The following is a 25,859-nucleotide window of genomic DNA, read 5'->3' as shown; positions in this document are numbered from 1 at the left end:
CCCACCTGACCCCATGCCGAACTCAGAAGTGAAACGCCGTAGCGCCGATGGTAGTGTGGGGTCTCCCCATGTGAGAGTAGGGAACTGCCAGACATCAAATAAGTGAAAAGGCCATCCGAAAGGATGGCCTTTTTGCGTTTCTGCGCTGCACAAACCGTAGGCCGGGTAAGGCGAAGCCGCCACCCGGCAGAGCAAACGACTAATGAATTACCTGCGATAAAAATGCTCGCGTACGTTCTGACTTCGGATGCGCAAAGAACTCATCCGGCGGTGCCTGCTCAACAATCTCGCCGCGGTCCATAAAGATCACCCGGTCGGCCACGGTTCTCGCGAATCCCATCTCATGCGTGACGCACAGCATCGTCATGCCGGATTGGGCCAGCCCAATCATGGTATCCAGTACTTCTTTCACCATTTCGGGATCCAGCGCAGATGTCGGTTCGTCAAACAGCATGATTTTGGGTTTCATGCACAGCGAACGGGCGATAGCCACGCGCTGCTGTTGCCCGCCCGAGATCTGACCAGGAAACTTATTGGCATGCTCCGCGATGCGTACGCGTTCAAGGTAGTGCATCGCCAGCGCCTCCGCCTCCTGTTTCGGCATCTTTCGGACCCAAATCGGCGCAAGCGTACAGTTCTGCAGAACGGTCAGGTGTGGAAACAGATTAAAGTGCTGAAATACCATTCCCACTTCCTGCCGCACGCGTTCGATATTGCGGATATCTTCATTCAGTTCAATACCATCAACCACAATGCGCCCTTGTTGATGCTCTTCAAGATGGTTAATACAGCGAATGGTTGTGGATTTACCTGAACCGGAAGGGCCGCAAAGGACGATGCGTTCGCCCTGCTTTACCTTAAGATTGATGTCCTTCAGGACATGAAACTGTCCATACCATTTATTGACGTTTTCCAGCGTAATCATCGCGTTGGCGGTTGTCATAGTCATTTGGCTCATAATTTCCTCAGTGCGGTGTACGCCCGGTGTTAAAGCGCTTTTCCAGATGCTGGCTATAGCGCGACATGCTAAAACAAAAGATCCAGTAGATCAGAGCGGCAAAGACATATCCCTCGGTGGACATACCCAGCCAGACAGGGTCAACGGTTGCCTGCTGCACGCTGCTAAAGAGATCGAACAATCCGATGATGATCACCAGGCTGGTATCTTTAAAGAGAGCAATGATCGTATTGACCAGACCAGGGATAACCAGCTTGAGCGCTTGCGGAAGGATCACCAGCCCCTGCGTTTTCCAGTAACCGAGCGCCAGCGATTCCGCCGCTTCGTACTGGCCTTTAGGCAATGCCTGCAGGCCACCGCGTACAACTTCAGCGACATAGGCGGACTGGAAGAGAATCACCCCGACCAGGGCACGGATCAGCTTGTCGATCGTTGTACCTTCCGCCATAAACAGTGGCAGCATGACCGACGACATAAACAGTACGGTGATAAGCGGTACGCCGCGCCAGAACTCAATAAAGATAACGGAGAGCACGCGTACGACCGGCATTTTTGAACGGCGACCCAGGGCGAGTAAAATGCCCAACGGTAGCGCGCCGGCGATCCCTACAGAAGCGATAATCAATGTCAGCGTCAGGCCACCCCACTGGCGTGTTTCAACGCGTTCCAGCCCCAGAAAACCGCCATACAGCAGCACCCAGACAATAATCGGATAAATCACCGCCCAGCCAGCAATATAGCGCCCGCGATGAGGCAGCTTTTTCCAGAACATGACTGCAACAGAGAGCAGGCCGATGACCAGCGCCAGATTAATCCGCCAGCGCTGTTCATGCGGTTACAATCCATACATGAACTGACCGAAGCGCTCATGAATAAACACCCAGCAAGCGCCGGCTTTTGTGCAATCTGCCCGAGTTGTACCGACCCAGTTGGCCTGTATAACCGCCCAGTTCAGCAGGGGAGGAATCAATTCCCACATTAGCCACAGGCAGACAATCGTCAGCAGGCTATTACTCCAGCTGGAGAAGAGATTCTTACGCGCCCAGAGAATAAAACGTCCACCCGTCGAGCTGGCAGGGCGCGAGGAGTGCGACAGTATCGCTTTTGTCATCATAGATCCTTAGCGCTCGACCAGTGCTATACGACGGTTATAAAGGTTCATCAGCAACGAAATGGCCAGACTGATGAATAGATAGACGGACATGGTGATGGCAATGGTTTCTATGGCCTGTCCGGTCTGGTTAAGCACGGTTCCGGCGAAGAGAGACACCATATCCGGATAACCAATGGCAGCTGCTAGCGATGAGTTTTTGACAATGTTGAGATACTGGCTGGTCAGGGGCGGAATGATCACCCGTAAAGCCTGCGGAATAATGACCTGGCGAAGCGTCACGGTATTCGGCAAACCGAGTGAACGTGCCGCCTCGTGCTGCCCGTAAGGCACGGCCTGGATCCCGGAGCGGATGATTTCCGCAATAAACGCGGAGGTATAAATTGAAAGCGCCAGCGTGAGTGCTGCCAGTTCAGGAATTAACACCATACCACCCTGGAAGTTGAACCCGCGTAGGTGAGGAATATCCCAGTGCAAGGCTGCACCAAAAAGCCAGTGAGCAACTAACGGTAAGCCAACAATCAGCGCAGCGGCAACTGGCCATGTTTTACGAAGCTGTCCGGTTTTAATCTGATGCTTACGGTTATAGCGGAACAGGCCGACGGAAATCGCGAGCGCAACAATAATGGCGACGATAAAGGCGTAAATCCCTTCGGCCACCTGCGGAGAGGGAATGTATAACCCACGATTACTCAGGAAAAACAGCTCAAACGCATCGACGGCCTGGCGGGGACCGGGAAGATTACGCAGCACCGCGAAATACCAGAAGAAGATCTGCAGCAGCGGTGGGATGTTGCGAAACGTCTCAATATAGATGGTGGAAAGCTTTCGCAGCAGCCAGTTTTCAGAAAGACGCGCCAGCCCAATAAAGAAGCCCAGGATGGACGCGAAGACAATACAAAGTGCCGATACCAAAAGCGTATTCAGTAAACCGACCACAAACACGCGTCCGTACGTGTCACCCTCCTGATAGTCGATAAGGTGCTGAACAATCCCAAAGCCCGCGCTGCGATCCAGAAACGCAAAACCGGAGGTGATACCGCGATTATTCAGGTTAGTGATGGTGTTATGGATGAGATACACGGCGATAAGAACAACCGCAACAATAGCAATAATCTGGAATAGCCAGGCGCGGACCGCGGGATGAGAAAAGGATAGCGATCCTTTTACGGCTGAGCGGCGATGGGACATAAAGAAACCTCAGTAACCATGACTCTGGAGTGGGCACTGCCCGAGCAGTGCCCGTTACAGCTATGACTTAACGTACTGGTGGCGCGTACTGAATACCGCCGTTATTCCAGAGATTGTTCTGGCCGCGTTTGATCTTCAGCGGGCTTTCCGATCCCACGTTACGCTCGAAGATCTCTGCGTAGTTACCCACCTGTTTGATGATGTTGTAAGCCCACTTGTTATCCAGCTTCAGATCCTTGCCGAAATCACCTTCTTTACCGAGCAGGTGCGCCATATCCGGGGTGGAAGGATTCGCCGCTTTCTCATCAACGTTTTTCGAGTTGATGCCCATCTCTTCTGCATTCAGCATGGCAAACAGCGTCCAGCGAACGATAGAGAACCAGTCTTCATCGCCACGACGCACAACCGGTCCGAGAGGTTCTTTGGAGATCACTTCTGGCAGGACAATCCATTCCGCCGGATTGCTCAGCTTAATGCGTAAGGCATACAGCTGTGACTGGTCAGAGGCCAGGGTGTCGCAGCGACCGGATTCCAGCGCTTTGGCTGATTCATCCGAGCGGTCGAAAGTCACAGGGGTGTATTTCATCTTATTTGCTTTGAAATAATCCGCGACGTTCAGCTCGGTATCGGTACCCGCCTGGATACACACGGTGGCGCCATCCAGTTCTTTGGCGCTTTTCAGGCCCGCTTTATTGTGGGTCAGGAAGCCGATGCCGTCATAATAGGTCACGCCCGTAAATGACATCCCCATACCTGCATCGCGGGAGGAGGTCCAGGTGGTATTACGCGAGAGCATGTCAACTTCGCCGGACTGCAGCGCCGTAAAGCGCTCTTTCGCCGTCAGCGGGGTGTACTTTACTTTGCTGTCATCACCAAAAACCGCTGCTGCGACGCCACGGCAGACATCCACATCAATACCGGTAAATTTGCCGTTCGCATCGGCATAAGAGAAGCCAGGTAGACCGTCGCTGATACCGCATTGAACAAAACCTTTCTTTTTAACGGCATCCAGCGTCGTTCCCGCATGGGCTTGACCGACTATGGCAAACAACATGCCTGCAGCGGTCAGGCTGGCTATCATCGTCTTTTTCATAATGGATCCTGTGTGGCGAAATTTATTGTTATAGAAGCGTTTTTAAGCGCTTAACCTGTCTGTGGCATTGGCCAACGTTTATAAAGCAAACGTAATGCCAGTTTTGAGTTCAGCGAGATAAGAGAAAACTGAACGCTTAATGCAGAGTGTAGACAGGCTTAAATAAAATGAGCGCCCCGAAACAGTGCGAAATTACAACCGGTGCCACAAATTGGAGCAAAAGTTTTAACCGGGATGAGATAAAAAGAAGAGATAGTTTCTCAGGTGAATATTGGCAGAGTATTCAATAGTATTAATGTATGAAAATCATCAGAGATAAGAAAAGGTGTTGTTAGCGGTTGGTTGAAATGAAATATAAGAATAAATGCGGAACTTATTTATTTATTAGAAAATGGTGCACTCATTAAAAGCAAAAGCGCGGCCGGAGCCGCGCTTTCTGAACAGATGTTACTTCGTCAGGGCAACAATACCTAACGTTAAACCCGCTACTGCGGCAGCGCCGCCAGCGATGGCACCCGCTGTTTCCCAGTTGTCCTGGGTGGTGCCTTTCATACAGGTATTGGTATGAACCAGTCGGCCCTGATCATCGTAAACCGGTACACAAGGAGAGTCGTGCGCGCAACCAGCAAGCAGCGCAGCGAGAAGTGCAACGGAAATGAATCTTTTCATGATGTTACCTCAGTATTATTTCTTATTCGCTGCAAAGCCAGGAGGGCTATTAACGAACTGGAGATTATTTTACCACCAGGGTAAGTTCCCGTTACACGTGGAATAATCTCAAATTATGTAGTTTGTAAAAATCATGGAGAAAAAGCGTTTTCTGGATAAATTCATGGAGAAATTATGGAGTCGCAACAGGGCGCTTTTACTTAATGCAAACTCATGAATTTTTTATATGCGATTCAATAATGACTAATCCATTGTTTATATTAAAATAAAAAAGGCACCAAACGGTGCCTTCAGGGATACGTTAATCCTTATGGTTGGTAAACCGTCTCCGGACAACCACAAAGAAAACGGGCACAAAGAAAATAGCCAGAAGCGTTGCGGAAAGCATGCCTCCCATCACACCCGTACCGACGGCGTTTTGCGCGCCGCTCCCGGCTCCGGTGCTAATTACCAGCGGCATGACGCCAAGAATGAAGGCCAGGGAGGTCATCAGGATCGGGCGAAGGCGCATTCTTGAGGCTTCCAGCGTGGCCTCAATGATACCTTTACCTTCTTTATCCATCAGGTCCTTAGCAAATTCGACGATCAGGATGGCGTTTTTCGCTGATAACCCAATCGTTGTCAGCAGGCCGACCTGGAAATAGACGTCATTGTTTAACCCGCGCAGTGACGCTGCGAAAAGAGCCCCGATGACGCCTAACGGCACAACCAGCATGACAGAGAAGGGTATGGACCAGCTTTCATACAGTGCAGCCAGGCACAGGAACACCACGATCAGTGAAATGGCGTACAGTGCAGGCGCCTGGTTACCGGAAAGGCGTTCCTGATAAGACATTCCCGTCCAGTCATAGCCGATGCCGGAAGGCAGTTTTGCCGCCAGGCTTTCCATCATCACCATGGCCTCACCGGTACTTTTCCCTGGGGCTGACTCACCGAGGATCTCCATGGACGGCATGCCGTTATAGCGTTCCAGACGAGGAGAACCGTAAACCCAGTGAGCGCTGCTAAAGGATGAGAACGGCACCATTTCCTCATTCGCGCTGCGCACGTAGAGATTGTTGATGTCCCCCGGCAACATTCGGAATTTCGCATCCGCCTGGACGTAAACTTTTTTCACACGGCCATGATCGATAAAGTCATTCACATAGGTACCACCCAACGCCGTCGATATCGTCTGGTTGACGTCAGAAATGCTAATACCCAGCGCCTGCGCTTTCTCCTGATCGACATCCAGTTTGAACTGCGGTGTATCCTCCAGGCCGTTAGGACGCACGCGAACCAGCAGGTCAGGGTGCTCTTTCACCATGCCGAGCAGCTGATTACGCGCCTGCGTCAGCTGGGTATGCCCCAGGTTTGCCTGATCGATAAGTTCAAAGTCGAAGCCCGTTGCGGTTCCCAGTTCGATAATGGCAGGCAGGTTAAACGGAAATACAAGACCGTCTTTAATCTGGCTGAACGCTTTTGTCGCTCGGCCCACGATGGCCTCAACGCTATTTTTCTCCCCAGAACGTTCTTCCCAGGGTTTCAGGCTGACGAAGGCGATACCGGAGTTCTGGCCCTGACCGCTAAAGCTAAAGCCGTTAACGGTAAAGACGGATTCAACGTTCGCTTTCTCTTGGGTCAGATAGTAGTCCTGAACCTGGTCGAGAACCTGCTGAGTACGCGTCTGGGTCGCACCCGCCGGGAGTTGAACCATCGTCATAAATACCCCCTGATCCTCTTCAGGCAGGAAGGAGGTAGGTAAGCGCAGGAACAGCACCGCCATCCCACCGACAATAATGACATACACCACCAGATAGCGACCGGTCTTACGCAAAATACCGCTTACGCTGTTGCTGTAGTGCTCCACGCTCTTATCAAAGAGCGCATTGAACCAGCCAAAGAACCCCCCTTTCTTCTCATGATGATCGCCAGAAACGGGCTTAAGCAGCGTTGCGCAGAGTGCGGGCGTCAGGATTAGCGCAACCAGCACGGAGAGGGCCATGGCGGAAACGATAGTCAGCGAGAACTGGCGATAGATGGCGCCCGTCGAGCCACCAAAAAAGGCCATCGGGACAAAGACCGCCGAGAGAACCATCGCGATCCCCACCAGCGCGCCCTGGATCTGCTCCATCGACTTCTGCGTGGCCTCTTTCGGCGGCAGCTTGTCCTCTACCATCACGCGCTCAACGTTCTCGACCACCACGATGGCGTCATCAACGAGTAGCCCTATCGCCAGTACCATCCCGAACATCGTCAGGGTGTTGATGGAGAAACCGAACGCCGCAAGAACCGCGAAGGTACCCAGCAGAACCACCGGCACCGCGATAGTCGGAATGAGCGTCGCGCGCAGGTTTTGCAGGAACAGATACATGACCAGGAAGACCAGAACGATCGCTTCAAACAGGGTCTTCACCACTTCATGAATAGAAATTTTCACAAAAGGCGTGGTGTCATAGGGATAGACGACCTTCAACCCCTGCGGGAAGAACTGTTGCAGTTGCGCCAGTTTGCTCTTGATGGCTGCCGCGGTATCCAGCGCGTTTGCCCCGGTTGCCAGCTTAATCCCCAGGCCGGTTGCGGCCTGCCCGTTGATTTTGGTCACCATATTGTAGTTTTCGCCGCCGAGCTCAATGCGAGCGACATCCTTCAGGTGAACCATCGAGCCGTCCTGGTTCACCTTGAGCGTCACGCGGCCAAACTCTTCCGGTGATTTCAGGCGAGTTTGCGCGATGATGGAGGCATTCAACTGCTGTCCAGGAACCGATGGCGTACCGCCCAACTGACCTGCCGCTATCTGGTCGTTCTGCGTTTTCAGCTGGTTGATAATATCCAGCGGCGTCAGCTGGTATTTATTCATCGCGTTGCTGTCGAGCCAGATGCGCATCGCATACTGGGCGCCAAACAGCTGAACATCGCCGACACCCGTCGTTCGGCTGATAGCATCTTTGACGTTCGAGGCGACATAGTCGGAGATATCATCCTGAGTGAGGTTTTTGTTGTCCGAAACAAAACCGGCGACCAGCAGGAAGCTGCTGCTGGATTTCTCAACGCCAATCCCTTGCTGCTGTACCTCTTGCGGCAGCAGTGGCATGGCGAGCTGCAGTTTGTTCTGCACCTGCACCTGGGCGATGTCCGGATCCGTTCCTGACTCGAAGGTCAGTGTGATGGTGACATTACCTGCTGAATCGCTGGTGGAAGACATGTACATCAGGTTGTCGATACCGTTCATGTTCTGTTCGATAACCTGGGTCACGGTATCCTGCACCGTCTGGGCATCAGCGCCGGGGTAGGTCGCAGAAATCGCCACGGCTGGCGGAGCAATCGTCGGATACTGGGCGACGGGCAGTTTGAGAATGGCCAGCCCGCCTGCAATCATCAAAATGATGGCAAGTACCCAGGCGAAAACCGGCCTTTGAATAAAGAAATTAGCCATGTCGTCGTTCCTTAATTGGCGGGAGTCGTGATGGTATCTGGCGTGGCGACGACGGTAGCCCCTGGTCTGACTTTTTGTAATCCGCTGACAATCACGCGGTCACCGTTTTTCAGCCCTTCCGTCACCAGCCAGCGGTCGCCAATGGCCTGAGGCGCAACGACGGTACGTGATTCAACCTGGTTTTTATCATTAACCACCAGCACGGTTGCGTCGCCACGCGGCGTTCGGGTCACCCCCTGCTGCGGAACCAGAATGGCATCTGGCTGTGTGCCTTCATCAATGCGGGCGCGAACGAACATCCCCGGTAACAGCAGGTGTTGAGGGTTCGGGAAAATGGCGCGCAGCGTGATTGAGCCGGTGCTTTCATCCACCGTAACGTCGGAGAACTGCAGGGTGCCTTTCAGCGGATAGGGCTGACCATTCTCCATCAGCAGCTCAACGCTGCTGGCCGTGTCGCCTTTTTGCAGGCTCGTCTGCTTCAGGCGCATAAATTCATTGCTCGACTGGGTCACATCGACATAAATCGGATCAAGCTGCTGGACCGTCGCCAGCGCTGCGGCCTGCCCGTTCGTCACGAGTGCCCCTTCCGTCACGCTGGATTTGCCGATGCGGCCATCGACAGGGGACGTTACTTTGGTATACGCAAGGTTGATGCGTGCGCTTTCAACGCCCGCTTTTGCGGCGACAACGCTGGCATCTGCCTGCTGGGCCGTGGCCACGGCCTGGTCATACTCTTGTTTGCTGACATACTGTGTTCCCACCAGTGGGAGATAACGTTTCACCGTCAGGTGTGCAATATTGGCCGCCGCCTGCGCCTTTGCCAGCTCGCCTTTCGCGCTGTCGTAAGCCGCCTGATAGGTCGCAGGATCAATTTGATAAAGTGAGTCCCCGGCTTTTACATCGCTACCTTCCGTGAAGTTGCGACGCAGAATGATACCGCTAACCTGTGGACGAACCTCCGCAACGCGGAACGCATCTGTTCTGCCCGGGAGTTCAGTTGTGACGGCCAGCGGCGCACTTTTCACGATATAGACGCTGACCTGAGGCGCCTGTGCATGTTGTTGTTGATTTTCCTGGCCATCGCACCCAGTGAGCAGTACAGCGCAGACAATGAAACCGGCTAAGGGTAAACGTCTGAAATGATTCGTCATGACTGTTCCTTTAAATACCCATTAACCGATGTTTGCCGTAGATCGGTAGTGGGGCAGAGGGAAAAAATAAAATGTAGCTGCGTATAATAATGAGGGTATTTAATGTTTTTTAATTTATAAGTGCGAATGACGAGGCCTGAGAGGAAAATCAGAATCAGTCCCGTAGAAAATACGGCTATACTTCTGCCCGCTAAATCAGGCTAATAGAGCTTAACCGGTAAATTTATTCATTCCGTGAATTTAATTTCGGGTATTTATTTAGATTGTTTATAGATTAAGTAAATTGACTTTTTTTGTGCAAAATTAAAACGACTTTTAGTGAATACTTCCAGCCATCCGAACCTGATGTTATGTATATACCCTGCGAGTAAAGAGTAGCTGTTAATGGCGCGTAAAAAGAAAGAAGAGGCTCAACAAACCCGACAGCAGTTGATTGAGGCGGCTATCGGGCAGTTTGCGACGCGAGGCGTAGCCAGCACGACGCTGACGGATATCGCCGATGCCGCAAAGGTTACGCGTGGTGCTATCTACTGGCACTTTACCAGTAAAGCAGAGATATTTAATGCCATTTGGGAACAGCAATTACCGCTACGTGACATCATTCGCGACAGGCTTTCTCTCTCCGAAAATGATGATCCGTTGTTAATACTTCGTGAGCAATTCATTACTGCGCTTCAGTATATCGCACGCGAACCCCGTCAATGTGCGCTATTACAAATTTTGTATCATAAATGTGAATTTACTAGCGATATGATTTCAGAGGGTGAAATTCGGAAACGTATTGGGTTCAATTATGATTCTTTGCGCGTTACGCTGGAAAAATGTATTTCTCGAAACATCATTTCGTCGCAGGTGAACGTTGAGCTGACCATGATCGTATTCCACGGTTTTTTTAGCGGCATCATTAAAAACTGGTTAATGAATACCGACAGTTTTAATCTTTATCAGCAGGCGCCAGCCCTGGTCGACAGTATTCTGGCGACACTCCCTCTCTTGCGCGTGTCGCCTCATAATAATTACGGCTCAGCGCCTGGCAACATTTCACCCCGTGCACAAAGCGCCTCGATGGTCTGCGCGCTGGCGGGTTTACCTAACAGGTAACCCTGTAAGGTATTACAGCCCAGCTCCGTCAAAAAGGCTTGCTGCGCTTCGGTTTCCACACCTTCGGCCACGACTTTCAGGTTGAGCGTTTTCGCGAGGGCCACAATGGCAGAGACAATAGTGGCATCCTCGCTTTCACCGCTTAACTCTTTCACAAATGCTCTGTCTATCTTCAGTTCACAGGCCGGTAAACGCTTGAGATACAGCAGGCTCGAATATCCGGTCCCAAAATCATCAATCGAGGCTTTCACCCCAGCATCCGTCAGCTCTGTCAGCACCCGCACGCTCTCATCGGGGTTGCTCATCGCCGTAGTTTCCGTGACTTCCAGGATTAACATTTCCGGCGGGACGTGATGACGCTCCAGGCAGTCGAGCACTGTTTTAACCAGCGAGGGCTGTTCGAACTGCAGCGTCGACAGGTTTACTGCCATTGACCAGTTTCGATGCCCCTGCAGATGCCATTCTCTCAGCTGGCGACAGGCTTCATTGAGCACCCAGTTACCAATAGGGATGATAAGCCCGGTTTTTTCCGCCAGCGGCAGGAAAAGATCCGGCGTCAGTAAACCCTGCTTTGGATGCTGCCAGCGCAGCAGCGCCTCAAACCCGAGGAGAGGGCCCGCGGGCGCGTGAAACTTTGGCTGATAAAGCAGGCGCAGTTCATTACGATCGACGGCCATCCACAGATCGTTCATTAACTGAAGATGGGTCTGCGCCAGAGTGTTCATGGAGGGCTGGAAAAAGTGATAGCCGTTTCGGCCCATATGCTTGGTGTGATACATCGCCGCGTCGGCGTTAAACATCAGCTCACGTTCGGTTTTGCCGTCGTGAGGGTACAGGGCGATACCAATGCTAAGCGTTACCACCAGTTCGTAGGGGTCGAGAGTGAACGGGCTATCGATCGCCCGCACCAGCGAATTTGCCAGCGAGGCCGCATCGTCCGGACCTTCTCCCTCAGCCAGCAGAACAAACTCATCGCCGCCAATGCGTGCAAGGGTAAACTGGCCCTTCAGGAGATGCAGCAGACGCTGCGTAACGGCGACCAGCAGCCTGTCACCGACATCATGGCCGTATGCGTCATTGATGGCTTTAAAACCGTCGAGATCCATGAACATCAGGGCAAAATGGGTACCTTCACGGTCAGCTTTGCTGATGGCCTGATCGAGCCGGTCCTCCAGCAGGATACGGTTGGGCAGACGCGTCAGCGTATCGTGCAGCGCCAGCTGCGCAAGTTCCCGGTTCGCTTCTGCCAGCGACGAGGCCAGAAGGGCGGTTCGTGCCTGCAGGCGGGCATCCAGCATCGACACCAGCAGGGTGATCCCAAGAATAGAGAGCGCGACGACGCTGACCAGCACGGCCAGCCAGCTGCCGTTAATACCCTGATGGTGAACCATGGTGGACATTGGAAACTGCGCGGCCTTCATCCCGGCGTAGTGCATACCGGCGATAGCAATTCCCATCGTGATGGCGGCACCCAGGCGCATCAGCACCACCTGAGCGGCTTCGTGGCGCAGGCGGAAGGTCAGCCACAATGCTGCAAGCGAAGCGACAAGCGCAATCACGACCGAAATGGCCACCCACTGCGTGTCCCAAACGATCCCCGGCCTCACCTCCAGCGCCGCCATACCGGTGTAATGCATGGCAACAATGCCGATTCCCATCACCAGAGCGCCGGGGAGCAGGCGGCGCATGCGCAGTTGTTCACAGCTGACGAGCCATAGCGCAAACAGTGACGACCCCACGGCGATGACCATAGATAAAATCGTCAGGGTCGCGTTGTAGCTCATGCTCATGGAGAGATCCATCGCCAGCATGCCGATAAAGTGCATGGCCCATACGCCAATGCCCATCGCAACACCGCCTCCCGCCAGCCAGACGCGCGCTGCGACGCCCTGACTCCCGGCGACGCGTGCAGCCATATTCAGCGCGGTGTAAGCAGCAAGGATGGCAACAGCAAAGGAGAGGGCTACAAGGATAGGGTTGTATTGGCTAACCAGCATGGTCGGTTCTACTCGAGTATGACGTTACGCAGGAGAGGTTGAGAAGGGCGAGACATTATCACCGTCAGGTAACGGCTCAAAGGGATTTAAATCCCCGTTTTTAGTGGGTAATACGGGGAGGTTGGTGACGGCAGGGTGTTAATCGAGTTCTGAACAGTTCACTAATTTCAGCGGATTGACGGAGTTCATATTGCGGCACTTGTCGGTTTCGGTACTCATCAGTTCAATCCACTGCATCAGGAGGGCATCGAATAGAAAAACGGAGATTGCAAAGACGACCAGCCACCAGTATTTACGAATCATTGTGTCATTCCGCGAGAAGAGAGCCACTGAAGTGGTGGAAATATACACGAAAAGAAGCGGTTTAAAAGCGGGATAAGCAAAGGTTTACAAAGCGTTGACGGTGAAAGAATAAGACAATAAAAAAGGCGCATCCCCATGCCAGGTAGCGCCTTTTTAAACAAGCATTTAACTGATTAGTATCAGTTCATGCCGTATTTTTTCAGTTTCTTACGCAGAGTACCACGGTTGATACCCATCATCAGCGCAGCGCGGGTCTGGTTACCGCGGGTGTATTGCATCACCATGTCCAACAGTGGCTGTTCAACTTCAGCCAGTACCAGCTCATACAGGTCATTAACATCCTGACCATTCAGTTGAGCAAAATAGTTCTTCAGTGCCTGTTTAACCGAGTCACGCAGGGGCTTTTGAGTTACCTGATCCTGAGAGTTAACGGTAGAAACGGTCAGTACGTCAGAATTTACGCGTTGTTCGAACATAGTTCTGTCAGCTCTTTATTTCATTACGCAAGATTTTCGAAGTATGCCTCCAACGCCTCCAGCTGTTCGCTGGCATCCTCAATGGCGTTGAATGTGCGCCGAAACTGGTCATCTGGAGCGTGCTCCTGGAGATACCAGGAGACGTGTTTACGCGCAATTCGGTACCCTTTTGCCTGACCGTAGTGGTCATGCAGTTCCCGAACATGCGAACAAAGCAAGCGCTTTACCTCTGCCAGAGGCAGTGGGGCAAGCAGCTCCCCAGTGTCCAGATAATGCTGGATTTCCCGGAAGATCCAGGGTCTTCCCTGAGCTGCACGTCCTATCATCAGAGCATCAGCTCCCGTATAGTCGAGTACAGCCCTGGCTTTAAGCGGGTCAGTTATGTCGCCATTCGCGATAATCGGAATGGAAACCTTCTGCTTAACTGCCCGAATGCTGTCGTATTCAGCTTCACCATTGAACAAACAGGCGCGAGTGCGTCCGTGGATGGTCAGGGCCTGAATACCACAATCTTCGGCCAGTTGGGCAATCTCTACACAGTTACGGTGTTCCGGCGACCAACCCGTGCGAATCTTCAACGTAACAGGAACGTCCACTGCGCTGACAACCGCCGTCAGGATAGCTTTCACCTGGTCGGGGTATTGCAGAAGGGCTGAACCTGCAAGCTTGCGATTCACCTTTTTGGCCGGGCAACCCATATTGATATCAATAATCTGGGCACCACTTTCCACGTTAATACGCGCGGCATCTGCCATCTCTTCAGGCACGCTTCCGGCAATTTGCACGGTGCGAATACCTGGTTCATCAATGTGCACCATCCGAAGGCGGGATTTATCGCTTTCCCAAACCTGCGGGTTAGACGACATCATCTCGGATACGGTTAAACCGGCTCCCATCTCATAGCACAGCGTCCTGAACGGCCGGTCGGTAATACCTGCCATTGGGGCTGCGATCAGGCGATTTCTAAGCTGGTGGTGTCCGATGCGCATGAGTTAAGAAATGACCATACTGTGACTGCAAGGCGGCGTATATTACGCATTTTTTGCACGAGATGAAAGGCCAAACTTTGAACAATCCACTGTTGTAGATCAAGGAATCGCCGCGCAATCTTTTCGTTTAAAATTATTCATTATTTAAATCATTGAGTTATGCGATGATGGCTATTTTATGTGCGCTTACAATTTCCCGTAACTTCTCATCATTTCTGAATAAATGCGACAGATGAGCGGGATAATCTGCTGTTTTTAACAGCAGATTTCCCCACTTCTTTGCGATCTGCGTCGCATTTTAGAACATGATCTCAGGGCAAAAAATAGACGTTATTCGAGGATAACACGACCATGGAGGGACTGGACCGGCCGGTTATTATCGTGATGCATTGTGTGGGTGAATTTCTCGAGCTGCCCGGCGGAGACCGTCAGAGGATGCTTAAGCACGATCCAGGTAACGCCTTCTGAACACGGTGGCGTTGTCAGCGAGCCGCTAAAGCGCCAGTACGTTTTATCTTCCGGCAGCAGCTTATTCAGGTTGAGCTCCTGCTTGATGGAGACGTTCAGCTCAGCCTGCTGAGGCATAACGTCCCACAGTTTATCAAGCTCACGGTTCTCTGCCCCTTTGTCGAACATGACCGCGACCACCGCCAGTTCCCCCTTCGCATTTTTATGCACAAGGTGCATCTCCATCGCGTAATGCTTGCCGTGCACGGTGTTTTCGCTCGGCGCGTGGAAGTGGAACTGCTGTAATGTCCAGGTTTGCTTATCCAGCGTGATAGTGTCGCGAGTGTCGGCCTGCTCGCTTGCCTGAATAGTATGGCCATTGTTTGTCAGCGACACAGGGCCGTCAACGTAGTGCGTTTGCAGCGGGAAGAGATGGGCGTTAGCGGTTGAATCAATATCAATGGGAGACTGGTTCATTCCACTGTTACAGGTCTTGTACGCTTCATCCAGCTCACCCCAGTGCTCCGGTGAGCTTTCTCCTTTGTAGCTCCAGTGTGATGCGCATGCTGAAGCCGAGATCATGCTCAGCGCTAACAGCGCTGCCTTGCTATAAACGTGTTTCATAATATTCTTCCCGTGAATTTTTATTATCCAAATCAAAATTTATCAATATGATTTGTAGGGTTATTTTACCGGAGGCAGGCCAGGGGCGGGAGGAATATTCGAGGAGAAAAGGCGTGGTCAGAGGACCACGCCAAATACTTATTTTTTACGACCGGTAATGCGGCACCACTCTTCTTTCTCTACAACCGGGTCGAGCGCAAAGAGATCGGCGTAGGCTTCGCAAACGCTCTCCGCCTGGCTTGCCAGGATGCCGGACAGACCCAGCAGGCCACCCTCAACCGGCAGCACGCTGATTAATGGCGCCAGTTCACGCAGTGGGCCCGCGAGAATGTTTGCGACCACCACATCGGCTTTCATGGCTTCTGGCTGCGCTTCCGGCAGGTAAAGCTCCAGACGATCGGAGACGCCGTTACGCTCGGCATTATCGCGGCTGGCCTGAATGGCCTGCGGATCGATATCGATCCCGATGGCTTTCGCCGCGCCCAGTTTCAGCGCGGCAATCGCGAGGATCCCGGAACCGCAGCCGAAGTCGATCACCGTCTTACCATCCAGATCGAGACCATCCAGCCACTGCAGGCACAGAGACGTGGTTGGATGGGTGCCGGTGCCAAACGCCAGGCCTGGGTCAAGCATCACGTTCACCGCGTTTTCATCGGGAACCTCGCGCCAGCTTGGGCAGATCCACAGACGTTTGCCGAACTGCATCGGGTGGAAGTTGTCCATCCACTCGCGTTCCCAGTCTTTGTCTTCCAGCTGTTCGATTTTATGCGCGAAGCCTGCGCCCAGCAGCGGATGGTTTTCCAGAATCGCCACCACCTCTTTCATGTCGGTTTCGGCATCGAACAGGCCGATCACGTCGGTATCACCCCACAGGCGCGTTTCGCCCGGCAGCGGTTCAAAGACCGGCGTGTCGTGCGTGTCCTGAAAGGTGATGGAGACAGAGCCGGCTTCCATCAGCGCATCGCTTAGCTCTTCGGCGTTCGCGCCGGTTGTGTTCAGTTTTAGTTGGATCCACGGCATGGCAAAACTCTTTATTTATCAGTAGAAATCATAGCGGGTTGTGGGGCGGGCTGACCGAAACGGTTCCCCACCACAAACGCCAGTAAACTTAGCAGTAACGAAGGCACAATCGGATGGAAGCCCAGATACTGAATCTTAAATGTCGCAAGGATGGCATACAGCACACCGCCAACAATCATCGCGCTCAGCGCGCCTGCAGCGTTCGCGCGTTCCCAGTAAAGACCTAGTACCAGCGGCCACAGGAAAACGGCTTCAAGACCGCCAAACGCCAGCAGGTTCAGCCAGATGATCATCTCCGGCGGACGCCATGCAGCTAACATCAGCAAAGCTCCTAACACCAGCGTAATGACGGCAGACATCCGCTTCAGGCGACGTTCATTTTCAACCTGCTCAGGGCGCAGGTTCAGATAGAGATCTTTAATGATCGTAGCGGAACTTTGCAGTAACTGGGCGTTAATGGTCGACATAATGGCGGCCATTGGCGCTGCGAGGAAAATTCCGGCGGCGAAGGGCGGCAGCACTTTAACCATCAGCGTCGGGATCACCAGATCCGGCACGGTAAGGTCGGGGATCACCGCGCGCCCTAATGCACCTGCCAGGTGCATACCAAACATCAGGACCGCGACCACAATCGTCCCGATGATGATGCCCTTGTGAACGGCTTTACTGTCTTTATAGGAGATACAGCGCACAGCGGTATGCGGCAGACCAATCACCCCGAAGCAGACTAACACCCAGAACGAGGTCATAAAGGTCGGCGAGAGGATATCATCCGCGCCCTGCGGTGAAATCAGTTTCGGGTCAATCGCTTCCAGGGTTTCCACCGCATGAGTGAGTCCACCCGCGGCATGAACAATCCCCACCAGCAGAACAATCGTGCCGATGAGCATGACCATTCCCTGCAGCGTATCGTTCAGCACGCTGGCGCGGAACCCGCCAAACGCGGTATAGAGCGCGATGCTTACCCCGAAGATGATGAGGCCTGTCTCGTAAGGGATCCCGGCCGCCGTTTCCAGCAGGCGTGCCCCGCCGATAAACTGTACCGTCATCGCGCCAATAAAGGCCACCAGCAGGCTTAAGCTCGCCAGCCACACCAGTAGGCGGCTCTGGTAACGGGCAAAGAGCATATCGTTGAGCGTGACGGCATTATAGCGGCGCGCCAGAATGGCAAATTTCTTACCAAGAATACCGAGGGAGAGCCAGACGGCAGGCAGCTGGATCATCGCCAGCAAAACCCAGCCTAACCCGTACTTGTAGGCCGCACCGGGGCCGCCAATAAACGAGCTGGCGCTGATATAGGTCGCGGTCAGCGTCATTGCCAGCACAACGCCGCCCATCGAACGGCTGCCGAGGAAATACTCGTTCAGAAAAGCACCGGTCGTTCTTTTGCGCATGGCGTAAATGGATAAACCAAACACGACCAGCAGGTATGCGACAAGCGGCAGAATGACTTCAAGCTGCATCATCGTCCTCCAGCGGAATATCCCGGTAGATAAATTTCACCATTGCCCAGCACAGCAGGATAAACACCAGCGGTACCAGCAGGCAGGCCATTTCGAACCAGTGCGGCAGGCCGGTGATGCCAATAGCGGAGTCAGGTAAGTAAGCAGTTACTAACCATGCGGCAAGATAGAGAAGGGTCAGCCACAGCGCCCAGCGCGCTTCTTTATGGGCCTGAACAAAACGTTTGTCCATTTTTTGTCCCTTGTGGATGCAGAAAGCGGGGATTGTACATGATGGGGCTTTGCGATCCCCAGAAATAAAAAAAGGCCGGATAATCCGGCCTTTTAGCAACACAGCTCTCTTACTTCTCGTTCAGGCCGAGTTTTTTCTCCAGGTAGTGGATATTCGTTCCACCATTCTGGAAGTGCTCGTCGCTCATGATACGCATCTGCAGATCAACGTTGGTTTTAATACCGTCGATGATCAGCTCCTGCAGGGCGTTCTTCATGCGGGCAATCGCCACGTCACGGTTTTCGCCGTAGCAGATCAGCTTACCGATCATTGAGTCATAGTACGGAGGTACGGTGTAGCCAGCGTAGATATGAGACTCCCAGCGCACACCAAAGCCACCCGGCGCGTGGAAACGCGTGATTTTACCTGGGCTTGGCAGGAAGGTGTTCGGGTCTTCGGCGTTGATACGGCACTCTACCGCATGGCCTTTCACCACAACTTCTTCCTGCTTGATGGACAGAGGCTGACCGGCTGCGATACGCAGCTGCTCTTTGATCAGGTCAACGCCGGTGATCATTTCGGTAACCGGGTGTTCAACCTGAATACGGGTGTTCATCTCAATGAAGTAGAACTCGCCGTTTTCGAACAGGAACTCAAAGGTACCCGCCCCGCGATAGCCGATATCGACGCACGCTTTGGCGCAACGCTCGCCGATGTAGCGACGCAGTTCCGGGGTAATGCCCGGCGCTGGCGCTTCTTCGACCACTTTCTGGTGACGACGCTGCATGGAGCAGTCACGTTCTGCCAGATAGATCGCGTTACCCTGACCGTCAGCCAGCACCTGAATTTCGATGTGGCGTGGGTTTTCCAGGTATTTTTCCATGTACACCATGTCATTGCTGAAAGCCGCTTTCGCTTCCGCTTTGGTCATGGAGATGGACTGCGCCAGTTCAGCATCGCTGCGCACAACGCGCATACCGCGACCGCCGCCGCCGCCGGACGCCTTGATGATAACCGGGTAGCCAATGCGTTTAGCATGAGCACGGTTAGCATCCATGTCGTCGGTCAGAGGGCCGTCAGAGCCTGGCACGGTTGGAACACCAGCTTTTTTCATTGCGGTGATTGCAGACACTTTGTCGCCCATCAGGCGAATGGTGTCGGCTTTCGGACCGATGAAGATAAAGCCAGAGCGTTCAACCTGCTCAGCAAAGTTGGCGTTCTCAGAGAGGAAGCCGTAACCCGGATGAATTGCCACCGCGCCGGTGATTTCAGCGGCGCTGATGATAGCCGGGATGTTCAGATAGCTTTTTACGGACGGAGCCGGGCCAATACAGACCGTCTCATCCGCCAGCAATACGTGTTTTAAATCGCGATCCGCGCTTGAGTGCACGGCCACGGTCTTGATGCCCAGTTCTTTACAGGCACGAAGAATACGCAGTGCAATCTCGCCACGGTTGGCGATAACAATTTTATCCAGCATGTTCGCCTCGTTACTCGATGACGACCAGCGGCTCGTCAAATTCAACCGGCTGACCACTTTCGACCAGAATCGCTTTCACAGTACCTGACTTGTCAGCTTCGATCTGGTTCATCATTTTCATCGCTTCAACGATGCACAGGGTATCGCCTACGTTGACTTTCTGACCCACTTCGATGAACGCCTTCGCGTCCGGGCTCGGGGTGCGGTAGAAAGTACCAACCATTGGGGAACGTACGATGTGACCACTGATTTCTGCTGCAGCGGCAGGTGCGGCTTCAGCTGCTGCTGGCGCAACGGCTGCGGAAAGCGCAGGCTGCTGCACTGGCGCAGCGTAAGCTTGCTGCATTACCGGGAAGCTAGCGGCTGGGGCTGTACGGCTGATGCGTACAGACTCTTCGCCTTCAGAAATTTCCAGTTCGGAGATGCCTGATTCTTCAACCAGCTCGATCAGTTTTTTTATCTTACGAATATCCATGAGTGGGTTCCGTACTCTTGTTTAGTGTGATTGTGACAAGCGTTTTACCGCTGTCTGTAAAGCGTATGAATAGCCGTCTGCGCCCAGTCCGCAGATAACGCCAGCAGCGATATCCGACAGATACGAATGGTGGCGGAACGGCTCTCGGGCGTGCACGTTACTCAGGTGGATCTCGATAAACGGGATACTCACCGCGAGCAGTGCGTCGCGGATAGCAACACTGGTGTGCGTAAACGCGGCCGGATTGATCAGGATATAGTCCACAGTGTCTTTAGCCTGATGAATACGGTCGATGATTGCGTACTCCGCGTTTGACTGAAAATGATCCAAATCCACATTCAGCGAGGCTGCTTCCGTGCTCAGACGGTTAACAATTTCGCTCAATGTCAGCGTGCCGTACTTCTCTGGCTCACGGGTGCCGAGCATGTTCAGGTTCGGTCCGTTTAAAACTAAGATGTGGAACTTATCAGTCATTATGCCGCTATCTCCTGCGATTTTCGGGTAAAAAACAAAATATACCGTCGAAGCGCAAATGTCACCTTTTCAGAGGCCCAAAACCGCTGTCAGGCGAACCAAGGTCGCACATTATAACGATTTCGTAGCATTTGGCAGCTAAATACTGGTCTTATCAGGGAAGATTATCAACCGCAATCCAAAAAAGATTTGCGGTTGAGAGGTAATCTGCGGGAAAACGCACAGTTTCGCGAACTATCGTAACCACTGGCGGAACTTCTTGTAACGCCATGCTAAAAGCGCCACGGCTGCCAGCGCGTAAAGGACCGGCTGCGGAGAGAGGATCTTCACCGACCACAGATAATGAATGGGGGCGAGGATCGCGACAAGATAGACGAAGTTGTGCAGCAACTGCCAGCGACGGCCCAGCTTTCGCTGCGCATATTGCGTGGATGTCAGCGCTAACGCCAGCAGGATCAGCCAGCTAACAATGCCCAGCATCAGGTAAGGGCGTGTTACCAGCTCGCGGCCAAGCAGTGTCAGATTGTTAATTCCCAGTTCCAGCAGGGCGTAACTGGTGAGGTGCAGGGTCGCCCAGGCAAAACACCATAGCCCCAAAAGCCGACGGGTGCGTATCAATAATGGCTGTTTAGCGTAGCGTGCCAGCGGTGAGACGAGCAAGGTGGCCAGCAAAAATTTCAGAGCCATCCGACCGGTAAAATGCTGGATATCCTTTGCCGGATCGGCGCTAAAGAGGCCCTGGCTGGCCGCCCAGAACAGCCAGATAAAAGGAAGTATCCCGGCTAAATGCAGCAGTACTTTCAGCCAGGTAATCTGCTTTGCCGTTAAACGCACTCAGAAGTTCTCCCGTAAATTGAGGCCACGGTAAAGGGACGCCACTTCATCCGCATACCCGTTAAACAGCAGCGTGGGCTGGCGCTTCACGTCCAGCGCGCCGCCGGAGCCAATAAAGCGTTCCGTCGCCTGCGACCAGCGGGGATGATCCACATGCGGGTTCACGTTGGCGAAGAAGCCGTATTCACCCGGCGCCGCCAGGTTCCATGTCGTCGGCGGACGTTCGCGGGTCAACTTAATGCTGACGATCGATTTAATCCCTTTGAAACCGTATTTCCACGGCACGGTTAAACGGATGGGGGCACCGTTCTGCGGCGGAAGCGCCTTGCCGTAAACGCCGACGGTCAGGAGGGTAAGGGGATGCATGGCTTCGTCAAGACGTAACCCTTCAACGTATGGATACTCCAGCCCGCCGCCGATGAACCGGTCTTTCTGGCCCGGCATCTCGTCCGGGGCGTAGCGCGTCTGGAAGGCGACGTATTTTGCGTTGCTGGTGGGTTCAACCATCGCCAGCAGCTTATGCAGCGGGAAGCCTACCCAGGGGACCACCATCGACCAGGCCTCTACGCAGCGCATGCGATAGATACGCTCCTCAAGCGGGAAGCGGGTGGTCAGATCGTGATGGTCCAGCGTCAGAGGTTTTGCCACTTCACCGTCGATTTTCAGCGTCCACGGATCGGTTTTCATGCTGCCGGCATTGGCGGCAGGATCGGCTTTATCCAGACCAAATTCGTAGAAGTTGTTGTAGCCGGTGACTTTATCTTCCGGCGTGAGCGCCAGCGTGTTTTGCCATTCGGCGGGTTTGGTAAAGGTAAGCGGGGCACCGGAAGGCGCCTTAGGGCGATCGTTGCCTTTAAACCAGCCGAGCAGGTCGGCGTGTGCCGCTGGAGAGAGCGTCAGTGCCGTGGCGCTGATGCCAAGCATTTTCAGGATCTGGCGGCGCTGTAACATAAAGACAGATTCAGACGTTACGTCGGCTTCCGTCAGTTTTCGGTTTTTCATGGCATCCTCCGTCATGCGTTTTTCTAAGCATGACGGAGGAGAAGCGTTAGCGCGAATATGTCACGAAAATTTGAAGATTAGGCGATTTTCACCAGCGCGCGGCCGTGGAACTGGTTATCCATGATCTTACTGGCATATTCAGGTGCCTGGCTGAGCGTAATTTCGGTAGCGCTCTGGGTATAGAACGATTCCGGCAAATCGCGCACCAGACGCTCCCATGCCTCTGCGCGGCGAGCCGCAGGCGTCATCACGGAATCCACGCCCTGCAGGCGGACGTTACGCAGAATAAATGGCATGACGGTCGTTGGCAGGGCAAATCCGCCCGCCAGGCCGCAGGCTGCCACGCAGCCGCCGTAGTTCATCTGCGCCAGGACTTTTGCCAGCACTTTATCACCGACGGTATCCACCGCACCTGCCCAGACCTGTTTTTCCAGCGGGCGGGTCTCGGCAAACTCATCGCGGCCAAGAATGCGGCTGGCGCCGAGCTGGCGCAGATAATCATGCGTGCTTTCACGGCCGGAAACCGCCGCAACCTGATAACCCAGCTTGTGCAGCAGCGTGACCGCCGTGCTGCCCACGCCACCGCTGGCCCCGGTCACAACAATTTCACCCGACTCGGGGCGAACACCCGCCTCTTCCAGCGTCATCACGCACAGCATGGCGGTAAAGCCTGCGGTACCCACGATCATCGCTTTGCGGCCATCTATGCCTTTCGGCATAGGCACCAGCCAGTCGCCCTTCACGCGCGCCTGCGTTGCCAGCCCGCCCCAGTGATTTTCGCCCACGCCCCAGCCGGTGAGCAGCACCTGCTGGCCCGCATGAAAACGGGGATCTTCGCTGCTATGAACCCGGCCAGCAAAATCAATACCCGGCACCATAGGGAAATTTCGGATGATTTTACCCTTGCCGGTGATCGCCAGCGCATCTTTATAATTTAAACTGGACCAGTCGATGTCGACGGTGACGTCGCCTTCCGGCAGGCGAGTCTCTTCTACGGCCTGTACTGAGGCAAGCGTTTTGCCGTCCTGCTGTTCTAAGATTAAAGCCTGCATACGGGGTCCTCACGGCTCAGATGATTGGAAAAGAGTTCCTGAAGACTATACTCGCTCAGGGTAAAGCAATGCCGATTTAACGCAATAAATTGCCAGATACGCCAGGTTTGGTAGTATGCCGCATTTGAAATGCAAGTTAGCGCTTACTCGCTACCCCATCAACCCACGGAGTAATCTCAAGGATGCGATTAACGACGAAGTTCTCGGCTTTTATCACCCTGCTGACGGGGCTTACCATCTTTGTCACGCTTCTTGGTTGCTCTCTGAGCTTTTATAACGCCATTCAGGACAAACTGGTCAACCGGGTGCAGTCCGTTGCGTCGGTCATTGATACGCGTCTGCTGACCACTCCACTTCCTGAGCTATCCCGGGAGCTGGATGAGTTGATGGTGCCGGTTGATATTATTCAGGTCGACATCCAGCAGGGAAAGCATCCGGTTTTAAGCCATGAACGACAGGACAGCTATCGACCTGCGGGCGTGGTGAGCCAGTATCGGGAAGTAACGGTGCACTCCCTCAAAAATCCGGGGATGACCATACACATGGTCTACCTCGATCCGATGGCCAGCTATTTCCGTTCTATGATGACCACCGCGCCGCTTACTGTTGCCGTCGCCTTCATTATTTTGCTGATTTTTCTCGCGGTCCGCTGGCTGCGCCGCCAGCTTTCAGGCCAGGAACTGCTGGAGATCCGTTCCGTGCGTATCCTGAACGGTGAACGCGGCCCGCAGGTTCGCGGCTCGGTCCATGAATGGCCCTCACGCGCCAGCAGCGCGCTGGATACGCTGCTCTCAGAGATCCAGTTTGCCAGCGACCAGCGCAGCCGAATGGATACGCTGATCCGCTCTTATGCCGCGCAGGATAATAAAACGGGCCTTAACAACCGCCTTTTCTTTGACAATCAACTCGCCACGCTGCTCGACGACCCGGAAAAAGTGGGCACGCACGGGGTGGTGATGATGATTCGCCTGCCCGATTTCGATCTGCTGCGCGACACATGGGGGCAGCGGGCGGCGGAAGAAAATCTCTTTACGCTGATCAACCTGCTCTCCACCTTTATTATGCGCTATCCGGGGGCGCTGCTGGCCCGCTACCACCGCAGCGACTTTGCCGTATTGCTGCCGCATCGCACGTTGAAGGAATCAGAAAGCATTGCCAGCCAGCTACTTAAGGCCGTCGACGCGCTGCCGCAGAGCAAAATGCTCGACAGAGACGATATGGTCCATATGGGAATTTGCGCCTGGCGCGGCGGACAGTCGACAGAGCAGGTGATGGAGCATGCGGAAGCGGCCACCCGCAACGCGGTATTGCAAGGGGCGAACGGATGGGCGGTCTATGATGATTCGCTGCCTGAAAAAGGGCGTGGAAACGTGCGCTGGCGTACTTTGATTGAGCAAATGCTGAGTCGCGGCGGGCCGCGTATTTATCAAAAACCGGCGGTCATGAAGAACGGTTTTGTCCACCACCGGGAATTGATGTGCCGTATTTTCGACGGGACGGAAGAGGTTATTTCTGCGGAATATCTGCCGATGGTTCTGCAATTTGGGCTCTCCGAAGAGTATGACCGCCAGCAAATTACACGCCTGATTCCATTTTTATCATTCTGGCCTGAAGAGAATCTGGCGTTACAGGTTACCGTTGAGTCATTAATACGCCCGCGTTTTCAGCGCTGGCTGCGTGATACATTAATGCAATGCGAAAAATCGCAACGCAAACGCATTATTTTTGAACTTGCTGAGGCGGATGTGGGTCAACACATCAGCCGGTTGCGTCCGGTGGTCCGTTTGATCAACGCGCTCGGTGCCCGTGTCGCGGTAACGCAGGCGGGTTTAACGCTGGTCAGTACCAGCTGGATCAAGGAGCTGGATGTGGAGCTATTAAAGCTACATCCGGGGCTGGTAAGGAATATTGAGAAGCGCACGGAAAACCAGCTGCTGGTTCAGAGTCTGGTTGAAGCGTGTAAGGGAACGCGAACACAGGTATTTGCCGCAGGCGTGCGCTCCAGAGGCGAATGGCAGATGTTAACAGAGCGCGGAGTGACGGGCGGTCAGGGCGATTTTTTTGCCGCCTCTCAGCCGCTTGACACAAACGTGAAAAAATATTTGCAAAGATACTCTGTTTGACCTGCCGTTTACGTTGTTTTCACGTAGAATATCGCGCCTGTAGCTTTGAGTATGTCGAGCAAAAAGCCAGTGAACGACCTTTAATGGGTTACAAATATCAGTGAGGAACACGACTGTTTACTCAGCCCTGAGGGAGTCAGGGGATGAATTTGTAACAACAGGAAACGTACTGCACAAATTTTCACCGTTGCAGATGATTT

22 protein-coding genes, 1 rRNA gene and 1 pseudogene are annotated in these 25,859 nt (G+C 53.5%); 3 read left to right on the top strand and 21 right to left on the bottom strand.

Going from position 1 to position 25,859, the window contains the following annotated elements; genetic code table 11:
- Positions 1-93 (top strand): 5S ribosomal RNA (gene rrf / locus AC2FAJ_RS14535); the annotation flags it as partial.
- A gap of 106 nt (positions 94-199) precedes the next feature.
- On the opposite strand, the gene AC2FAJ_RS14530 is transcribed toward rrf, so the two are convergent.
- The 7 genes and pseudogenes from AC2FAJ_RS14530 to AC2FAJ_RS14500 form a co-directional block, all read right to left on the bottom strand.
- Positions 200-958 carry an amino acid ABC transporter ATP-binding protein gene (locus tag AC2FAJ_RS14530; RefSeq protein ID WP_041907797.1) on the bottom strand — a complete coding sequence of 253 codons (759 nt, stop codon included), beginning with the start codon at positions 956-958 and terminating at the stop codon, positions 200-202.
- Positions 959-965: 7 nt separating this feature from the next.
- Positions 966-2,069, bottom strand: a pseudogene (locus AC2FAJ_RS14525) (amino acid ABC transporter permease).
- 9 nt (positions 2,070-2,078) lie between these two features.
- Positions 2,079-3,260, bottom strand: a complete 1,182-nt coding sequence (locus AC2FAJ_RS14520) for an amino acid ABC transporter permease (RefSeq protein ID WP_045630751.1) — start codon at positions 3,258-3,260, stop codon at positions 2,079-2,081.
- Between the two features lie 67 nt (positions 3,261-3,327).
- The gene (locus AC2FAJ_RS14515; protein WP_060572024.1) at positions 3,328-4,353 is read right to left on the bottom strand and encodes an amino acid ABC transporter substrate-binding protein; all 1,026 of its coding nucleotides are present in this window, start codon (positions 4,351-4,353) and stop codon (positions 3,328-3,330) included.
- A gap of 447 nt (positions 4,354-4,800) precedes the next feature.
- Positions 4,801-5,022, bottom strand: a complete 222-nt coding sequence (locus AC2FAJ_RS14510; RefSeq protein ID WP_008502867.1) for a lipoprotein — start codon at positions 5,020-5,022, stop codon at positions 4,801-4,803.
- 301 nt (positions 5,023-5,323) lie between these two features.
- Entirely contained in the window at positions 5,324-8,437 is a 3,114-nt protein-coding gene (locus AC2FAJ_RS14505) for an efflux RND transporter permease subunit (protein ID WP_485454261.1), read from the bottom strand.
- 11 nt (positions 8,438-8,448) lie between these two features.
- Positions 8,449-9,588 carry an efflux RND transporter periplasmic adaptor subunit gene (locus AC2FAJ_RS14500; protein ID WP_485454260.1) on the bottom strand — a complete coding sequence of 380 codons (1,140 nt, stop codon included), beginning with the start codon at positions 9,586-9,588 and terminating at the stop codon, positions 8,449-8,451.
- Positions 9,589-9,972: 384 nt separating this feature from the next.
- On the opposite strand from AC2FAJ_RS14500, the gene envR reads away from it, so the two are divergent.
- On the top strand, positions 9,973-10,689 hold the full coding sequence (gene envR / locus AC2FAJ_RS14495) for an acrEF/envCD operon transcriptional regulator (protein ID WP_485454259.1): 717 nt from the start codon (positions 9,973-9,975) through the stop codon (positions 10,687-10,689).
- On the opposite strand, the gene AC2FAJ_RS14490 is transcribed toward envR, so the two are convergent.
- The 14 genes from AC2FAJ_RS14490 to acuI all read right to left on the bottom strand — a co-directional run bounded on the left by AC2FAJ_RS14490 (position 10,605) and on the right by acuI (position 23,536).
- Complete coding sequence (locus tag AC2FAJ_RS14490; protein WP_485454258.1) at positions 10,605-12,686, bottom strand: putative bifunctional diguanylate cyclase/phosphodiesterase; 2,082 nt, start codon at positions 12,684-12,686, stop codon at positions 10,605-10,607. The genes envR and AC2FAJ_RS14490 overlap by 85 nt on opposite strands.
- Positions 12,687-12,824: 138 nt before the next feature.
- Entirely contained in the window at positions 12,825-12,989 is a 165-nt protein-coding gene (locus AC2FAJ_RS14485; protein ID WP_014885446.1) for a DUF2556 family protein, read from the bottom strand.
- Positions 12,990-13,168: 179 nt separating this feature from the next.
- The gene (gene fis, locus AC2FAJ_RS14480) at positions 13,169-13,465 is read right to left on the bottom strand and encodes a DNA-binding transcriptional regulator Fis (RefSeq protein ID WP_000462905.1); all 297 of its coding nucleotides are present in this window, start codon (positions 13,463-13,465) and stop codon (positions 13,169-13,171) included.
- Between the two features lie 23 nt (positions 13,466-13,488).
- Positions 13,489-14,454 carry a tRNA dihydrouridine synthase DusB gene (gene dusB / locus AC2FAJ_RS14475; protein ID WP_008502861.1) on the bottom strand — a complete coding sequence of 322 codons (966 nt, stop codon included), beginning with the start codon at positions 14,452-14,454 and terminating at the stop codon, positions 13,489-13,491.
- 330 nt (positions 14,455-14,784) lie between these two features.
- Entirely contained in the window at positions 14,785-15,525 is a 741-nt protein-coding gene (locus tag AC2FAJ_RS14470) for a carbonic anhydrase (RefSeq protein WP_485454257.1), read from the bottom strand.
- A gap of 138 nt (positions 15,526-15,663) precedes the next feature.
- The gene (prmA, locus tag AC2FAJ_RS14465; protein WP_041907816.1) at positions 15,664-16,545 is read right to left on the bottom strand and encodes a 50S ribosomal protein L11 methyltransferase; all 882 of its coding nucleotides are present in this window, start codon (positions 16,543-16,545) and stop codon (positions 15,664-15,666) included.
- Between the two features lie 11 nt (positions 16,546-16,556).
- The gene (gene panF, locus AC2FAJ_RS14460; protein ID WP_041907819.1) at positions 16,557-18,008 is read right to left on the bottom strand and encodes a sodium/pantothenate symporter; all 1,452 of its coding nucleotides are present in this window, start codon (positions 18,006-18,008) and stop codon (positions 16,557-16,559) included.
- The gene (locus AC2FAJ_RS14455) at positions 17,998-18,240 is read right to left on the bottom strand and encodes a YhdT family protein (protein WP_006178860.1); all 243 of its coding nucleotides are present in this window, start codon (positions 18,238-18,240) and stop codon (positions 17,998-18,000) included. Before AC2FAJ_RS14455 ends, panF begins: the two co-directional genes overlap by 11 nt.
- A 109-nt stretch (positions 18,241-18,349) precedes the next feature.
- Complete coding sequence (accC, locus tag AC2FAJ_RS14450; RefSeq protein WP_003860388.1) at positions 18,350-19,699, bottom strand: acetyl-CoA carboxylase biotin carboxylase subunit; 1,350 nt, start codon at positions 19,697-19,699, stop codon at positions 18,350-18,352.
- A 10-nt stretch (positions 19,700-19,709) separates the two neighbouring features.
- On the bottom strand, positions 19,710-20,174 hold the full coding sequence (accB, locus tag AC2FAJ_RS14445) for an acetyl-CoA carboxylase biotin carboxyl carrier protein (RefSeq protein WP_485454256.1): 465 nt from the start codon (positions 20,172-20,174) through the stop codon (positions 19,710-19,712).
- Between the two features lie 21 nt (positions 20,175-20,195).
- A complete protein-coding gene (aroQ, locus tag AC2FAJ_RS14440) occupies positions 20,196-20,648 on the bottom strand; it encodes a type II 3-dehydroquinate dehydratase (protein ID WP_028014610.1) in 453 nt (150 codons plus the stop codon).
- 234 nt (positions 20,649-20,882) lie between these two features.
- Positions 20,883-21,482, bottom strand: a complete 600-nt coding sequence (gene msrQ / locus AC2FAJ_RS14435) for a protein-methionine-sulfoxide reductase heme-binding subunit MsrQ (RefSeq protein ID WP_028014609.1) — start codon at positions 21,480-21,482, stop codon at positions 20,883-20,885.
- Positions 21,483-22,484 (bottom strand): protein-methionine-sulfoxide reductase catalytic subunit MsrP, encoded by a 1,002-nt coding sequence (msrP, locus tag AC2FAJ_RS14430; protein WP_060572029.1) that lies wholly within the window; start codon positions 22,482-22,484, stop codon positions 21,483-21,485.
- 77 nt (positions 22,485-22,561) lie between these two features.
- Entirely contained in the window at positions 22,562-23,536 is a 975-nt protein-coding gene (gene acuI / locus AC2FAJ_RS14425) for an acrylyl-CoA reductase (NADPH) (RefSeq protein WP_485454255.1), read from the bottom strand.
- A 182-nt stretch (positions 23,537-23,718) separates the two neighbouring features.
- Between acuI and csrD the strand changes: the two genes are divergently transcribed.
- Complete coding sequence (csrD, locus tag AC2FAJ_RS14420; RefSeq protein ID WP_041907831.1) at positions 23,719-25,659, top strand: RNase E specificity factor CsrD; 1,941 nt, start codon at positions 23,719-23,721, stop codon at positions 25,657-25,659.
- Positions 25,660-25,859: the final 200 nt, after the last annotated feature.

The organism is Enterobacter cloacae complex sp. 385G4, from assembly GCF_057320665.1.
The sequence above is the reverse complement of the archived record's forward strand: the minus strand, read 5'-3'. Positions and strand labels throughout refer to the sequence as shown.

What these genes read in the sequence shown, in the direction of transcription:
- aroQ (WP_028014610.1), bottom strand. Translation starts at nt 20,648, where the DNA reads ATGACTGATAAGTTCCACATCTTAGTTTTAAACGGACCGAACCTGAAC.
- AC2FAJ_RS14470 (WP_485454257.1), bottom strand. Translation starts at nt 15,525, where the DNA reads ATGAAACACGTTTATAGCAAGGCAGCGCTGTTAGCGCTGAGCATGATC.
- dusB (WP_008502861.1), bottom strand. Translation starts at nt 14,454, where the DNA reads ATGCGCATCGGACACCACCAGCTTAGAAATCGCCTGATCGCAGCCCCA.
- AC2FAJ_RS14510 (WP_008502867.1), bottom strand. Translation starts at nt 5,022, where the DNA reads ATGAAAAGATTCATTTCCGTTGCACTTCTCGCTGCGCTGCTTGCTGGT.
- panF (WP_041907819.1), bottom strand. Translation starts at nt 18,008, where the DNA reads ATGCAGCTTGAAGTCATTCTGCCGCTTGTCGCATACCTGCTGGTCGTG.
- AC2FAJ_RS14485 (WP_014885446.1), bottom strand. Translation starts at nt 12,989, where the DNA reads ATGATTCGTAAATACTGGTGGCTGGTCGTCTTTGCAATCTCCGTTTTT.
- accC (WP_003860388.1), bottom strand. Translation starts at nt 19,699, where the DNA reads ATGCTGGATAAAATTGTTATCGCCAACCGTGGCGAGATTGCACTGCGT.
- AC2FAJ_RS14455 (WP_006178860.1), bottom strand. Translation starts at nt 18,240, where the DNA reads ATGGACAAACGTTTTGTTCAGGCCCATAAAGAAGCGCGCTGGGCGCTG.
- acuI (WP_485454255.1), bottom strand. Translation starts at nt 23,536, where the DNA reads ATGCAGGCTTTAATCTTAGAACAGCAGGACGGCAAAACGCTTGCCTCA.
- accB (WP_485454256.1), bottom strand. Translation starts at nt 20,174, where the DNA reads ATGGATATTCGTAAGATAAAAAAACTGATCGAGCTGGTTGAAGAATCA.
- envR (WP_485454259.1), top strand. Translation starts at nt 9,973, where the DNA reads ATGGCGCGTAAAAAGAAAGAAGAGGCTCAACAAACCCGACAGCAGTTG.
- prmA (WP_041907816.1), bottom strand. Translation starts at nt 16,545, where the DNA reads ATGCCGTGGATCCAACTAAAACTGAACACAACCGGCGCGAACGCCGAA.
- fis (WP_000462905.1), bottom strand. Translation starts at nt 13,465, where the DNA reads ATGTTCGAACAACGCGTAAATTCTGACGTACTGACCGTTTCTACCGTT.
- AC2FAJ_RS14500 (WP_485454260.1), bottom strand. Translation starts at nt 9,588, where the DNA reads ATGACGAATCATTTCAGACGTTTACCCTTAGCCGGTTTCATTGTCTGC.
- AC2FAJ_RS14490 (WP_485454258.1), bottom strand. Translation starts at nt 12,686, where the DNA reads ATGCTGGTTAGCCAATACAACCCTATCCTTGTAGCCCTCTCCTTTGCT.
- AC2FAJ_RS14505 (WP_485454261.1), bottom strand. Translation starts at nt 8,437, where the DNA reads ATGGCTAATTTCTTTATTCAAAGGCCGGTTTTCGCCTGGGTACTTGCC.
- AC2FAJ_RS14520 (WP_045630751.1), bottom strand. Translation starts at nt 3,260, where the DNA reads ATGTCCCATCGCCGCTCAGCCGTAAAAGGATCGCTATCCTTTTCTCAT.
- AC2FAJ_RS14515 (WP_060572024.1), bottom strand. Translation starts at nt 4,353, where the DNA reads ATGAAAAAGACGATGATAGCCAGCCTGACCGCTGCAGGCATGTTGTTT.
- AC2FAJ_RS14530 (WP_041907797.1), bottom strand. Translation starts at nt 958, where the DNA reads ATGAGCCAAATGACTATGACAACCGCCAACGCGATGATTACGCTGGAA.
- msrP (WP_060572029.1), bottom strand. Translation starts at nt 22,484, where the DNA reads ATGAAAAACCGAAAACTGACGGAAGCCGACGTAACGTCTGAATCTGTC.
- csrD (WP_041907831.1), top strand. Translation starts at nt 23,719, where the DNA reads ATGCGATTAACGACGAAGTTCTCGGCTTTTATCACCCTGCTGACGGGG.